Below are 14097 nucleotides of genomic sequence, written 5' to 3'. Positions count from 1 at the left end.
AATGAATGGCTTAATCGAGGCTGAACCGGGTGGGTGGTTGAATGGTATCTGCATGTTTCTTTGGGGGGCTGAGAGGTGTTCGTCTTGGGGGATTTGGTGTCTGGGAGATCGAGCGCCGCCCGCGCGGCGTTTCGCAGCACAAGGCTGCTCCTACATCTGTTTCGGGCCAATTATTCCTGGGCCGCCCATCTCCTGTAGGAGCAGCCTTGTGCTGCGAAGCGCCGCGCATGCGGCGCCCGCCCTGCCGGGTGCTAAAAACCAAGCCAAGCCCACCATTTTCTACCATCCGCCACCCGCCGCTGGGCGTATACCTGCGCGACAGTTATAATCAGCCGATTTCCCCTTCGCCAAGACACCGAACCCATGACTGAGTCCGTTCTTGACTACATGACCCGTTTGGGTCGCGCTGCTCGCCAGGCTTCCCGGGTGATCGGCCGTGCCAGCACCGCGCAGAAGAACCGCGCCCTGCAAGCGGCTGCCGATGCACTGGACGCTGCCCGCGCCGAGTTGACCGCCGCCAACGCACTGGACCTCGCCGCAGGCCGCGCCAATGGCCTGGAGCCCGCACTGCTCGACCGCCTGGCGCTGACCCCGGCGCGTATCGACGGCATGATCACGGGCCTGCGCCAGGTGGCCAGCCTGCCGGACCCGGTCGGCGCCATCCGCGACATGAGCTACCGCCCATCGGGTATTCAGGTCGGCAAGATGCGTGCCCCCCTGGGGGTGATCGGGATCATCTACGAATCGCGCCCCAACGTGACTATCGATGCCGCCAGCCTGTGCCTGAAGTCCGGCAATGCGACCATCTTGCGTGGCGGCTCCGAGGCCATCCACTCCAACCGTGCCATCGCCACCTGCATCCAGCGTGGCCTGGCCGAGGCCGGCCTGCCGGCGGCGGTAGTGCAAGTGGTCGAGACCACCGATCGCGAAGCCGTGGGCGCGCTGATCAGCATGCCCGAGTTCGTCGATGTGATCGTGCCGCGCGGTGGCCGTGGCCTGATCGAACGTATCAGCCGCGATGCGCGGGTGCCGGTCATCAAGCACCTGGACGGCATCTGCCATGTCTATGTCAGCGAACATGCCGACCTGGACAAGGCCTGGCGCGTCGCTTTCAACGCCAAGACCTACCGCTACGGCATCTGTGGCGCCATGGAAACCCTGCTGGTCGACCAGCGTGTAGCCGAGCGCTTCCTGCCGGAAATGGCCCGCCGTTTCCAGGAAAAGGGCGTTGAACTGCGTGGCTGCGAGCGCACGCGTGCGCTCATCGCGGCCAAGCCGGCCAGCGAAGACGACTGGCACACCGAATACCTGGATGCGATCCTGTCGATTCGTGTAGTCGATGACCTGGACCAGGCCATCGAACACATCAACCACTATGGCTCGCACCACACCGATTCGATCATCACCGAGCACCAGGGCCAGGCCCGCCAATTCATGGCAGAGGTCGACTCGGCGTCGGTGATGCTCAATACCCCAACCTGCTTCGCCGACGGTTTCGAGTACGGCCTGGGCGCGGAGATCGGTATCTCCACCGACAAGTTGCATGCCCGCGGCCCGGTTGGCCTAGAAGGCCTGACCTGCGAGAAGTACGTGGTGATCGGCGATGGCCAGCTACGCGGCCAGGAGTCCTGCTGAGTTGAGCAAGGCCCAGGCAGTCCGGCGCATCGGCATTCTAGGCGGCACCTTCGACCCCGTTCACATCGGCCACCTGCGCAGCGCGCTGGAAGTGGCCGAGTTGATGGCGTTGGACGAGTTGCGCCTGTTGCCCAATGCCCGGCCGCCGCACCGCGACACCCCGCAAGTGGCCGCGCAAGATCGCCTGGCCATGGTGCGCAGCGCCGTGCAGGGTGTTGCCTGCCTGAGCGTGGATGCCCGCGAGCTTGCCCGCGACAAGCCGTCGTACACCATCGACACCCTGGAGTCGATCCGCGCCGAACTGGGCGCTGACGACCAGCTGTTCCTGGTGCTGGGTTGGGATGCCTTTTGTGGCCTGCCCGCCTGGCACCGCTGGGAAGAGCTGCTGCAACACTGTCACATCCTGGTGTTGCAACGCCCGGATGCCGACGTTGAACCCCCTGACGAGCTGCGCAACCTGTTGGCTGCGCGCTCCGAGAGCGATCCCACCGCCATGTCCGGCCCGGCGGGAAATATTTCGTTCGTCTGGCAGACACCGCTTGCGGTGTCGGCTACACAGATCCGACAGCTGCTGGCCAGCGGCAAATCGGTGAGGTTCCTGGTGCCGGACGCCGTACTGGCCTACATCGAGGCACACGAACTGTATCGTGTGCCTAACTGACGGTGCTCCGGCACCTCATCCAACAAGTTGAACGAGTTTTATATGACCAAGCAGAAAATTTACGGCGAAGAACTGGTCCAAGTGACCAAGGCAGCGCTGGAAGACGTCAAGGCCCAGGATATCCAGGTCATCGACGTGCGTGAAAAGCACAGCCTGACCGACTTCATGATCATTGCCACCGGTACCTCCAACCGCCAGATCAACGCGATGGCCGAAAAGGTCCGTGAAGCCGTCAAGGCCAAGGGTGCTCAACCCCTGGGTGAAGAAGGCAAGGGCGACAGCGACTGGGTGCTGCTGGACCTGAACGATGTCATCGTGCACATGATGACCGCCGCTGCCCGCCAGTTCTACGACCTGGAGCGCCTGTGGCAGGGTGCCGAGCAAAGCCGTGCCGCCGATGGCAAGCACCACAGCCCGGACCACGCCCACGAGTACTCCGACAAGCTCAAAGACCGGGAATAAGGAAGCGTCGTGCGTCTGCGCCTGATCGCGGTCGGCTCGCGCATGCCCAAGTGGGTCGAGGACGGTTGGCATGAATATGCCAAGCGCCTGCCCCCGGAGCTGTCGCTTGAGCTGGTGGAAATCCCGCTGAATACCCGTGGCAAGAATGCCGACGTCGCTCGCCTGATCCGTCAGGAGGGCGAAGCCATGCTGAGCAAGGTTCAGCCTGGGGAACGCATCGTCACCCTCGAGGTCCATGGCAAGCCTTGGAGTACCGAGCAGCTGGCGACCGAGCTGGACCGCTGGCGCCTGGATGCGCGCACGGTGAATTTGATGGTGGGCGGCCCGGAAGGGCTGGCGCCTGAGGTTTGCGCACGCGCTGAGCAACGCTGGTCGCTGTCGCCGCTGACGTTGCCGCACCCGTTGGTAAGGATACTCATCGGCGAGCAGATCTATCGCGCCTGGACCGTGTTGTCCGGGCACCCTTACCACAAATGAGCCTGTAAGCAGTCCGATGTCGCAGCCGATCCGTCTCAAGGACCACGAGAAAGACGCCCGCCTGGTGCGTAACCGCGTCGTGGTCGGCGCGGTGGCGATCATGCTGCTTATCTGCGTTTTGATCGCGCGGCTGTATTACCTGCAGATCATCCAGTACGACTATCACTCGACGCTGTCGGAGAACAACCGGGTGCATGTGCAGCCGATCCCGCCGACCCGTGGGCTGATCTTCGACCGCAATGGGGTGATCATCGCCGATAACCGGCCCAGCTTCAGCCTGTCCATGACCCGTGAACGTGCGGGTAACTGGCAGGAAGTGCTGGACAATATCGTCGAAGTGCTGGAGCTGACTGACGACGACCGCGCCCTCTTCGAGAAGCGCATGCGCCAGGGCCGTCGGCCGTTCGAGCCGGTGCCCATCCTGTTCGAACTGAGCGAAGAGCAGATCGCCCGGGTGGCGGTGAACCAGTTCCGCCTGCCCGGCGTGGAAGTGGTCGCGCAGTTGGTGCGGCATTACCCGCAAGGTGCGCATTTTGCGCACTCGGTGGGGTATGTCGGGCGTATCAACGAGAAAGAGCTGAAAACCCTCGACCCTGTGAACTACAGCGGTACGCACCATATCGGCAAGACCGGTATCGAGCGTTTCTACGAGGATGCGTTGCACGGCCAGGTCGGTTACGAGGAAGTCGAGACCAACGCCCGCGGCCGCGTGCTGCGGGTGCTCAAGCGTACAGACCCCAAGCCTGGCAAGGACATCGTCCTGAGCCTCGACATCAAGCTGCAGGAAGCCGCCGAGGCCGCCTTGGGTGGCCGTCGTGGCGCGGTGGTGGCGCTCGACCCGCGTACCGGCGAAGTGCTGGCGATGGTCAGCCAGCCAAGCTTCGACCCTAACCTGTTCGTCACCGGCATCAGCTTCAAGGCCTATGCCGAGCTGCGGGATTCGATCGACCGGCCGTTGTTCAACCGCGTACTGCGCGGGCTGTACCCACCTGGCTCGACCATCAAGCCAGCGGTGGCCATCGCCGGTTTGGACAGTGGCGTGGTCAATGCCGGCAGCCGGGTGTTCGACCCAGGCTATTACCAGCTGCCCAACTACGATCACAAATACCGTAACTGGAACCGCTCTGGCGATGGCTGGGTCGACCTGGATACCGCGATCATGCGCTCCAACGACACCTACTTTTACGACCTTGCCCACAAAATGGGCATCGATCGTTTGTCCAGCTACATGAACAAGTTCGGCATCGGCCAGCGGGTTTCGCTCGACATGTTCGAAGAGTCCGCCGGCCTGATGCCGTCTCGCGAATGGAAGCGTGCCACCCGCCGTCAGGCCTGGTTCCCCGGCGAAACCCTGATTCTCGGGATCGGCCAGGGCTACATGCAGGCCACGCCGCTGCAGTTGGCCCAGGCCACCGCGTTGATCGCCAACAAAGGCGTGTGGAACCGCCCGCACCTGGCCAAGACCATCGAAGGCCAACCGCCGGTGGACGAGAACCCGATGGATAACATCATCCTGCGTGACAAGTCGGACTGGGCCAAGGTGACCCACGGCATGGAGCAGGTGATGCACAACGCCCGTGGTACCGCGCGCAAGGCTGCTGCCGGCGCCCAGTACCGCATCGCCGGCAAGAGCGGTACTGCCCAGGTGGTGGCGATCAAGCAAGGCGAAAAATACGACCGTAACAAACTTCAGGAACGCCACCGCGACCACGCCCTGTTCGTCGCCTTCGCCCCGGCCGACGACCCGAAGATCGTGGTGTCGGTGATGGTCGAGAACGGCGAATCCGGCTCTGGCGTCGCCGCACCCGTGGTGCGCCAGATCATGGACGCCTGGTTGCTCGACGAGCACGGCCGGCTAAAGTCCGAGTTCGCTCCCGCCACCGTTACCCAGGAATCGGCCCTGTGATGAACAATTTCGATCGCATGCTCTCCAGCGAGGATGTGATGCGTCGGCGCGCCAGCTTCCTGCAGCGCATCCATATCGATGGCCCGTTGCTGGTCATCCTCCTGACCCTCGCGGCTGGCAGCCTGTTCGTGCTGTATTCGGCCAGTGGCAAGAACTGGGACCTGCTGCTCAAGCAGGCGACTTCGTTCGGCATCGGCCTGGTGTCGATGTTCGTCATCGCCCAACTGGAGCCGCGGTTCATGGCGCGCTGGGTGCCATTGGCCTACGTCACCGGGGTGCTGTTGCTGGTGGTGGTGGACGTGATGGGCCACAACGCCATGGGCGCCACCCGGTGGATCAACATCCCCGGGGTGATTCGCTTCCAGCCCTCGGAATTTCTCAAGATCATCATGCCGGCGACCATCGCCTGGTACCTGTCCAAGCGCACCTTGCCGCCACACCTCAAGCATGTGGCGATCAGCCTGGTGCTGATCGGCGTGCCGTTCATCCTCATCGTTCGCCAGCCCGACCTGGGCACGGCGCTGTTGATTCTGGCCTCCGGTGCGTTCGTGCTGTTCATGGGCGGGCTGCGTTGGCGCTGGATTGTCAGTGTGGTGGCGGCGGCGGTGCCGGTGGCAGTGGCCATGTGGTTCTTCGTCATGCACGACTACCAGAAGCAGCGCGTGCTGACCTTCCTCGACCCGGAAAGCGACCCCTTGGGCACCGGCTGGAACATCATCCAGTCCAAGGCTGCGATCGGTTCGGGCGGGGTATTCGGTAAGGGCTGGCTGCTGGGCACCCAGTCGCACCTGGACTTTTTGCCCGAGAGCCACACCGACTTCATCATCGCCGTGCTCGGTGAGGAGTTCGGCTTGGTCGGCATCTGCCTGCTGCTGATCGTCTACCTGCTGCTGATTGGTCGCGGCCTGATGATCACGGCCCAGGCGCAGACCCTGTTCGGCAAGCTGCTGGCGGGCAGCTTGACGATGACCTTCTTTGTATACGTGTTCGTCAATATCGGTATGGTCAGCGGCCTTCTGCCCGTGGTGGGCGTGCCGCTGCCCTTCATCAGCTATGGCGGAACTTCGTTGGTGACGCTGCTGTCAGCGTTTGGCGTTCTGATGTCGATCCATACGCACCGCAAATGGATCGCACAGGTTTGAATAAGGTGAAGAATTTCATGCAAGCAGTGCGTAACTGGGCTGCCCGTTGTGCGCCGTGGATCGGCGCGGTGGGCCTGTTCGGCGCTGTCCAGCTGGCCCATGCCGGCGACTACGAAGGCTCGCCCCAAGTGGCCGAGTTCGTTGGCGAAATGACCCGCGACTACGGCTTTGCCAGCGAGCAGCTGATGGGCGTGTTCCGTGAGGTCCAGCGTAAACAGTCAATTCTCGATGCCATCTCGCGGCCGGCCGAACGGGTCAAGCCGTGGAAGGACTACCGTCCGATGTTCATCACCGACGCGCGCATCGCCCGCGGTGTGGACTTCTGGCGCCAGCACGAAGCGGTGTTGGCGCGGGCCGAGCAGGAATACGGGGTGCCGGCGCAAGTCATCGTCGCGATCATCGGCGTAGAGACCTTTTTCGGCCGCAATACCGGCAATTACCGGGTCATCGACGCCCTCTCGACGCTGGGCTTCGACTACCCGCCGCGGGCCGAATTCTTCCGCAAGGAGTTGCGCGAGTTCCTGCTGCTGGCCCGTGCCGAGCAGCTTGACCCGCTCACGCTCAAAGGCTCCTATGCAGGCGCCATGGGCTTGCCGCAGTTCATGCCGAGCAGCTTCCGCAACTATGCCGTGGACTTCGACGGCGATGGCCACATCAATATCTGGAACAACCCGGACGATGCCATCGGCAGCGTAGCCAGCTACTTCAAGCGCCATGGCTGGGTAGCCGGCGAAGGCGTGGTCAGCCGTGCCATGGTGCAGGGCGAGCGGGTTGATGAAGGCCTGACCACGGGTATCGAGCCGGTGAAGACTGTCGGGGAGTTGCGGGCGCTGGGCTGGTCGAGTCATGATGCGCTGCGCGATGATCTGCCGGTCACCGCCTTCCGCCTGGAGGGCGAAAACGGCCCCGAGTACTGGATGGGCCTGAAGAACTTCTACGCGATCACTCGCTACAACCGCAGCGTGATGTACGCCATGGCGGTGCATCAGCTTTCGGAACAGCTGGTCCAAGCACGGGGCGTCAAGTAATGCGCGCAATCATCTCTGCCACTACCTTCAAGCTGCTGACCTGCATGACTGTCGGCATGCTGTTGGTCAGCTGCTCTTCCAGCCGCCCGACCACCACCCAGAAAAGCGGTAATACAGTCCGCGCCCAGCCCGGCCTGGACATCAACCGTGCCCACAAGGACGGTGCGCCGTGGTGGGACGTGGACGTGAACAAGATCCCCGACGCCACGCCAACCGTGCACACCGGCAACTACAAGGCCAACCCTTACACGGTACTGGGCAAGACCTACTACCCGATGCAGGACTCGCGCAACTACCGCGCCGAGGGTACCGCGTCGTGGTATGGCACCAAGTTTCACGGGCAGAACACGGCCAACGGCGAGCTTTATGACCTGTACGGCATGAGCGCGGCGCACAAGACCTTGCCGCTGCCGGCCTATGTGCGGGTGACCAACCTGGCCAACGGCCGCAGCGTGGTCCTGCGGGTCAACGACCGTGGCCCGTTCTACTCCGACCGTATCATCGACCTGTCCTACGCGGCGGCGAAGAAGCTCGGCTACGCCGAAATCGGCACCGCCCATGTGCGCGTCGAAGGTATCGACCCGCAACAATGGTGGGCCCAGCGTGGCCAGCAGCCACCGTTGGTGCTGAAGGAACCCCAGGTTGCCCAGACCCAGTCGATCCCGGCCAGCACCGGCCGTGTCGAGCAGTGGACGCCGCCACCCCAGCAGCACGCTGCACCCGTAGTGCCCGTTCAAGTCGGCGGCAACAATGTGCCGGCAGGCAACGGCGGCAGCTTCTTGCAGGTGGGCGCCTTCGCCAACCCGGACGCCGCCGAACTGCTGCGTTCGAAACTGAGCACCATGGTCAGCGCGCCGGTGTTCATCAGCTCCATCGTGCGTAACCAGCAAACCCTGCACCGCGTGCGTTTAGGGCCGATCAGCAGCCAGGGCGAGATCCAGCAGGCGCAGAACAGCATTCGCCTGGCGAACTTGGGGCAGGCCAAGCTGGTCACAGCTGACTGACCGCACCGGCCAAACTGTCGGTTTTGTCATGAATTGACGGGCGCGGGCATGTACAATGTCCGCTTTTGCCCGCAGCGACATAAAGCCGCAGTGTGCGGGCTCGGCCCAAGGCCTTAAAAACTAGACTGACTGGCGCTGGGCACACGATGTGGCCCAGGCAACATCTCAGACCATTAGCGATTTTCGAGAGACGGATGAACATCACCAACCTTGCCAAACGACTTTGCCTGCCCGTACTGCTGATGATCACGCCTGCTGCTTTCGCGGCAGAGCAGATGATGCCGGCACCACCGCAACTGGCAGCCAAGTCCTACGTACTCATGGACGCGTCCAGCGGCAACGTGCTGGTCGAGAACAACGGTGACGAGCGCCTGCCGCCAGCCAGCTTGACCAAGCTGATGACCGCCTACATCGCCACCCTGGACATTCGCCGCGGCCAGATCGGTGAAAACGACCCGGTCACCGTCAGCGAAAACGCCTGGCGTACCGGTGGTTCGCGCATGTTCATCAAGGTTGGCAGCCAGGTGACTGTCAGCGACCTGCTGCACGGCATCATCATCCAGTCGGGTAACGATGCGTCCGTTGCGCTGGCCGAGCACATTGCCGGCAGCGAAGACGCCTTCGCCGACATGATGAACAAGACGGCCGCTGACCTGGGCATGTCCAACAGCCACTTCATGAACCCGACCGGCCTGCCGAACCCCGAGCACTACTCCTCGGCGCACGACATGGCCCTGCTGGCGCGCGCGATCATCGACGTCGACCCGGCCCACTATGCGATTTACTCGCAGAAAGAGTTCTTCTGGAACAACATCAAGCAGCCGAACCGCAACCTGCTGCTGTGGCGTGACAAGACCGTCGACGGCCTGAAAACTGGCCACACCGACGAAGCCGGTTACTGCATGGTGGCTTCGGCCGTACGTGACGGCCAGCGCCTGATTGCCGTGGTGTTCGGCACCAACAGCGAGCAGTCCCGTGCTGCCGAGACCCAGAAGCTGCTGACCTACGGCTTCCGCTTCTTCGAAACTCAGACCTTCTATCAGAAAGGCACCGAGCTGACCCAGGCTCCAGTCTGGAAGGGCGCCACCAGCCAGGTTAAAGCTGGCCTGGCCAACGACCTGACCATGACTATGCCTAAAGGCCAATTGAAGCGCCTTCAGGCTTCGATGACCATGAACCCGCAGCTCACCGCACCGATCGCCAAAGGTGACGTGATCGGCAAAGTGGAAGTCAAACTGGACGAGAACGTGGTTCACAGCGCCGACCTGATCGCCCTCGATGGCGTCGAGGAAGGTGGTTTCTTCCGCCGTATGTGGGATAGCATCCGTCTATTCTTCTACGGGTTGTTCAACTGATAACGTGACCTGCCACGCTCCCGCTGTTCAGGCGGGAGCGTTGTTGTTGCCACGGCTTACGAGGCCGTTTCCGCTATGAGCGAACCTGACGTCAAGTCGCACAAAATCGAATTCCCCTGCGCCGACTACCCGATCAAGGTCATCGGCGATACCGTTGTCGGTTTCAAGGACATGGTCATCGAAGTCCTCAGCAAACACGCCAAGGTCGACCTCGCCACGCTGGCCGAGCGCCAGAGCAAAGAAGGCAAGTACACCACGGTGCAACTGCACATCGTTGCCGAGAGCGAGAACCAGCTGCACGATATCAACAGCGCCCTGCGCGCTACCGGCATCGTGAAAATGGTGCTCTGATGTCCGCCTGTCTCGGTTTTCGCGATCTTGGCCTGCAGCCCTATGAACCGGTGCTGGAAGCCATGCGTCGCTTTACCGAGCAGCGAGGGCCCGACAGCCAGGATGAAATCTGGCTGGTCGAACACCCTTCGGTCTTTACCCAGGGCCAGGCCGGCAAGGCCGAGCACCTGCTGATTCCGGGTGATATCCCGGTGGTGCAGACCGACCGCGGTGGCCAGGTGACCTACCATGGCCCCGGGCAACTGGTGGCCTACCTGCTGCTGGATGTGCGGCGGCTGGGTTTTGGGGTACGTGAGCTGGTCAGCCGCATCGAGCAGACCCTGATCGACCTGCTTGCCAGTTACGATGTCCAGGCGGCGGCCAAGCCCGACGCTCCGGGTGTCTATGTCGATGGAGCGAAAATCGCCTCCCTCGGCCTGCGAATCCGCAACGGCCGTTCGTTCCACGGCCTTGCCCTGAACGTGGACATGGACCTTGCGCCATTCCGCCGAATCAACCCCTGCGGTTATGCGGGGCTGGCCATGACCCAGCTACGCGATCTGGCAGGCCCGATCGAACTCAACGAGGTCAGGACAAGGCTGCGCGGACAGCTGGTCAAGCACCTCGACTACGCTGAGCAGACGACCCTCACGGGCGGAATCGACTGAATATGACAACTGTGCAAGAAGCCGTGCCGAACCTGATACCTACCCAGGATGCCACCCCGCGCCCAGCGCCGAAGAAGGTGGAAGCTGGGGTCAAACTGCGTGGCGCCGACAAGGTCGCGCGCATCCCGGTAAAGATCATCCCTACCGATGAACTGCCTAAAAAGCCTGACTGGATCCGCGTGCGCATCCCGGTCTCGCCCGAGGTAGACCGCATCAAGCAACTGCTGCGCAAGCACAAGCTGCACAGCGTCTGCGAAGAGGCCTCCTGCCCGAACCTGGGCGAGTGCTTCTCGGGCGGTACCGCGACCTTCATGATCATGGGTGACATCTGCACCCGTCGTTGCCCATTCTGCGACGTTGGCCACGGCCGACCGAAGCCACTGGACCTCGATGAGCCGAAGAACCTCGCCGTCGCCATCGCCGACCTGCGCCTGAAGTACGTGGTAATCACCTCGGTGGACCGCGACGACCTGCGTGATGGTGGTGCCCAGCACTTTGCCGACTGCATCCGCGAGATCCGCGCCTTGTCGCCGGGTGTGCAGTTGGAAACCCTGGTCCCGGACTACCGTGGCCGTATGGACGTGGCCCTGGAGATTACCGCGCAAGAGCCGCCGGATGTCTTCAACCACAACCTGGAAACCGTACCGCGCCTGTATAAGGCCGCGCGTCCCGGGTCGGACTACGACTGGTCGCTGGACCTGCTGCAGAAGTTCAAGCAGATGGTCCCGCACGTACCGACCAAATCGGGCCTGATGCTCGGCCTGGGCGAGACCGACGAAGAAGTCATCGAAGTGATGCACCGCATGCGCGAGCATGACATCGACATGCTGACCCTCGGCCAGTACCTGCAGCCGTCGCGCAGCCACTTGCCGGTGCAGCGTTTCGTGCACCCGGACACCTTCGCCTGGTTCGCCGAAGAAGGCTACAAGATGGGCTTCAAGAACGTGGCTTCCGGCCCGCTGGTGCGTTCTTCGTACCACGCTGACCAGCAGGCTCACGAAGCCAAGATCAAGCTCTGAGCCTGGTCTGAAGCACCCGTGCCGATGCGCGCCGAAAGGCGGCATCGGCATTTTTATTTGTGTGCCCTGCACTGCAAGGAGTTGCGATGAATTGCGCCGAAACCGTTGAATCCCGACTGCCCGCTGCCCTGGGGGAGAATGCCTGCTTTGCCATCGTCGCCCCGGCCGGGCCGGCGCGGCTGGATGCGCAAAAGGCCAGCCAGTGGTTTACCGAGCGTGGCTACCGCTGCCGTATCTACCCGGGCGTTGAACAGGCGCAGGGCTACCTGGCAGGGCCCGATCAGCAGCGGCTGCAGGACCTGCACGATGCGTTTGCTGACCCGGCCATCGACGCCATCCTGTGTATGCGCGGCGGCTATGGCAGCATGCGCCTGCTCGACAGCCTCGACTTTGACCTGATCCGTTGCAACCCCAAGCCGCTGATCGGCTACAGCGACATCACCGCGCTGCACACGGCTATCCAGCGCAAAACCGGGTTGCTGACCTTCCATGGAGCGATGCTGAATGCCGACCTGTTGGGCGCCAAACTTGAGCCGACCGAGTCGTCGCTGCTGGCGCAACTGATTGGGCAGCTGGGTGCAGGCGATGCGATCGCGCATCCGACCGACTATGCGTTGAGCTGCGTGGTGCCGGGGGTTGCCCGCGGGCGTTTGCTGGGGGGCAACCTGTCGATGCTGGGGGCGACCCTGGGAACGGTGGCAGAGATCGATACGCAGGACTGCATTCTGTTTATCGAAGACGTCAACGAGCCGTTGTTCAGGGTGGATCGTTTGCTGACCCAGTTGCGCCTGGCGGGCAAGCTTGCGGGGGTGAAGGGGGTGCTGGTGGGGGATTTTGCCGGGATCACCGTGGCGGCGTTGACGCCGCTGTTGCAGGACATTTTCGGGCCGCTGGGCGTGCCGGTGCTGGCCGGGTGGCGCAGTGGGCATTGTGATCCGAACGTGTGCTTGCCGCTGGGGGCTGAGGTGGTGCTGGACAGTGGGGAGATGAGGCTGGTGTTGCAGCAGGATTTGTTTAGGGCTTGAGATCGTGGGGGCCGCAACGCGCCCCCAGCGTTCTTACTGCTGACGCAGGCTCTCGAGCAACTTGTGCGTCGGGTACCCATCCGCCGGCCATCCCAACCCCTGCTGGGCATTGCGAATGGCCTTGCGGGTGTTGGCGCCTATGATGCCATCGGCGTTGCCCGCGTCATGCCCGCTGGCGTTGAGCAGGTGTTGCAGCTCCATGCGCTCGCTGCGGCTCAAAGGCAGGTCCTCTTTCGGCCAGCTGCCGGCAATGAAGCCCCAGCCCGAGAACCGGTCACCCAGCAGGCTTACGGCCAGTGCGTAGGACGACGAGTTGTTGTACTTGAGGATGGCGCGGAAGTTGTCCAGCACCAGGAACGCCGGGCCGCGCGCACCTGCGGGCAGCAGCAGGGCGGCAGACAGCTGATTGCTGTTGGCGGGCAGCTGAGTACCGGCTGGCAGCTTCACGCCCAGTTGCAGCCACTCGCTCACCGGCTTGCGCAGCGACCCGTCGGCCAGCCAGAAGTCGAACCCGGCCGGCACTTGCACTTCAAAGCCCCAAGGCTGGCCCCGTTTCCAGCCAGAGCTCTGCAGGTAGTGCGCTGTGGAGGCCAGGGCATCGGGGGTGCTGTTCCAGATATCCCGGCGGCCATCACCGTCGAAATCCACTGCATGGGTGTTGTAAGTGGTCGGGATGAACTGGGTCTGGCCCATGGCGCCAGCCCACGAGCCACGCATGGCCTCTGGCTGGATATCACCGTTCTGCAGGATTTGCAGGGCGGCAATCAGCTGGTCTTGGGCGAATTGGGGGCGGCGGCCTTCGTAGGCCAGGGTCGCCAGTGAGCGAATGACCGACTTGCTGCCCTGGAACTGGCCGAAGTTGCTCTCCATGCCCCAGACCGAAACCAGCACTTGGCGGTCCACGCCATAGCGCTGTTCGATGCGGGTCAACAGTTCTGCATTCTGCTCCATCAGCTTCTTGCCGTTGCGCACGCGCAGTGGCGACAGTGCGCCTTCCAGGTATTCCCACACCGGGCGGGTGAATTCTGGCTGGCTGCGGTCGGCCTTGATCACGTCCATGTCGGGGGTGACACCGAGGAACGCACGGTCGAAGGTGTTTGGCGAAATGCCAGCCTGCAAGGCTTGTTGGCGGAAGCCGGCCTGCCATTGCGCGAAGGTTTGCAGGGGCTGGATCTCAGTAGTGCTGGCGTCGGGCGTTGCACCAGGCACGTTCACCACCGGGGCGGGCTGGGCAGGTGCCAGCGGCAAGGCATCGGCGGCGGTGGGTTTTTCCGCGCAGGCGACGAGCAGGATGAAGCTGGAGGCCGCGATCAGCTGGCGGGATTTCCAACGGGGAAGAAGGCTGAGGAGCATGCACAGATCCAGAATTTCAGGTCAGGTGACGA

Annotated in this window: 14 protein-coding genes; 13 read left to right on the top strand and 1 reads right to left on the bottom strand. The window is 63.0% G+C overall.

Annotation, left to right across the window (positions count from 1 at the left end; genetic code table 11):
* The first annotated feature begins 363 nt into the window (after positions 1-363).
* The 13 genes from ACMCNM_RS24780 to ACMCNM_RS24720 all read left to right on the top strand — a co-directional run bounded on the left by ACMCNM_RS24780 (position 364) and on the right by ACMCNM_RS24720 (position 12712).
* The gene (locus ACMCNM_RS24780; RefSeq protein ID WP_027592606.1) at positions 364-1635 is read left to right on the top strand and encodes a glutamate-5-semialdehyde dehydrogenase; all 1272 of its coding nucleotides are present in this window, start codon (positions 364-366) and stop codon (positions 1633-1635) included.
* Positions 1604-2296, top strand: a complete 693-nt coding sequence (gene nadD / locus ACMCNM_RS24775; RefSeq protein WP_050580718.1) for a nicotinate-nucleotide adenylyltransferase — start codon at positions 1604-1606, stop codon at positions 2294-2296. Before ACMCNM_RS24780 ends, nadD begins: the two co-directional genes overlap by 32 nt.
* Before the next feature lie 42 nt (positions 2297-2338).
* On the top strand, positions 2339-2758 hold the full coding sequence (gene rsfS, locus ACMCNM_RS24770; protein ID WP_252825956.1) for a ribosome silencing factor: 420 nt from the start codon (positions 2339-2341) through the stop codon (positions 2756-2758).
* A 9-nt stretch (positions 2759-2767) separates the two neighbouring features.
* Entirely contained in the window at positions 2768-3235 is a 468-nt protein-coding gene (gene rlmH / locus ACMCNM_RS24765) for a 23S rRNA (pseudouridine(1915)-N(3))-methyltransferase RlmH (protein WP_023382530.1), read from the top strand.
* Positions 3236-3251: 16 nt separating this feature from the next.
* Positions 3252-5141 carry a penicillin-binding protein 2 gene (gene mrdA, locus ACMCNM_RS24760; RefSeq protein WP_412765606.1) on the top strand — a complete coding sequence of 630 codons (1890 nt, stop codon included), beginning with the start codon at positions 3252-3254 and terminating at the stop codon, positions 5139-5141.
* A gap of 38 nt (positions 5142-5179) precedes the next feature.
* Positions 5180-6283: a rod shape-determining protein RodA gene (gene rodA, locus ACMCNM_RS24755; protein WP_050580719.1), complete on the top strand. Its 1104-nt coding sequence runs from the start codon at positions 5180-5182 to the stop codon at positions 6281-6283.
* A 17-nt stretch (positions 6284-6300) separates the two neighbouring features.
* Positions 6301-7311, top strand: a complete 1011-nt coding sequence (gene mltB / locus ACMCNM_RS24750; RefSeq protein WP_027592611.1) for a lytic murein transglycosylase B — start codon at positions 6301-6303, stop codon at positions 7309-7311.
* A complete protein-coding gene (locus ACMCNM_RS24745) occupies positions 7311-8315 on the top strand; it encodes a septal ring lytic transglycosylase RlpA family protein (protein ID WP_027592612.1) in 1005 nt (334 codons plus the stop codon). Before mltB ends, ACMCNM_RS24745 begins: the two co-directional genes overlap by 1 nt.
* A 194-nt stretch (positions 8316-8509) precedes the next feature.
* The gene (locus ACMCNM_RS24740; RefSeq protein ID WP_027592613.1) at positions 8510-9670 is read left to right on the top strand and encodes a D-alanyl-D-alanine carboxypeptidase family protein; all 1161 of its coding nucleotides are present in this window, start codon (positions 8510-8512) and stop codon (positions 9668-9670) included.
* Between the two features lie 75 nt (positions 9671-9745).
* Positions 9746-10021, top strand: coding sequence for a DUF493 domain-containing protein (locus ACMCNM_RS24735; RefSeq protein ID WP_012312556.1), 276 nt, complete (start codon positions 9746-9748; stop codon positions 10019-10021).
* A complete protein-coding gene (gene lipB / locus ACMCNM_RS24730) occupies positions 10021-10668 on the top strand; it encodes a lipoyl(octanoyl) transferase LipB (protein ID WP_027592614.1) in 648 nt (215 codons plus the stop codon). The genes ACMCNM_RS24735 and lipB overlap by 1 nt, the downstream gene beginning before the upstream one ends.
* 2 nt (positions 10669-10670) lie before the next feature.
* Positions 10671-11687 carry a lipoyl synthase gene (lipA, locus tag ACMCNM_RS24725; RefSeq protein WP_027592615.1) on the top strand — a complete coding sequence of 339 codons (1017 nt, stop codon included), beginning with the start codon at positions 10671-10673 and terminating at the stop codon, positions 11685-11687.
* An 86-nt stretch (positions 11688-11773) separates the two neighbouring features.
* Entirely contained in the window at positions 11774-12712 is a 939-nt protein-coding gene (locus tag ACMCNM_RS24720) for a S66 peptidase family protein (protein WP_412765605.1), read from the top strand.
* A gap of 33 nt (positions 12713-12745) precedes the next feature.
* Here ACMCNM_RS24720 and ACMCNM_RS24715 read toward each other — a convergent pair whose 3' ends face one another.
* Positions 12746-14065, bottom strand: coding sequence for a lytic murein transglycosylase (locus ACMCNM_RS24715; RefSeq protein ID WP_412765604.1), 1320 nt, complete (start codon positions 14063-14065; stop codon positions 12746-12748).
* Positions 14066-14097: the final 32 nt, after the last annotated feature.

The sequence above is a fragment of the Pseudomonas sp. NGC7 genome (genome assembly GCF_047159675.1).
GTDB lineage: Bacteria > Pseudomonadota > Gammaproteobacteria > Pseudomonadales > Pseudomonadaceae > Aquipseudomonas > Aquipseudomonas kermanshahensis.
This window is presented reverse-complemented; position numbering and strand designations above follow the sequence as displayed.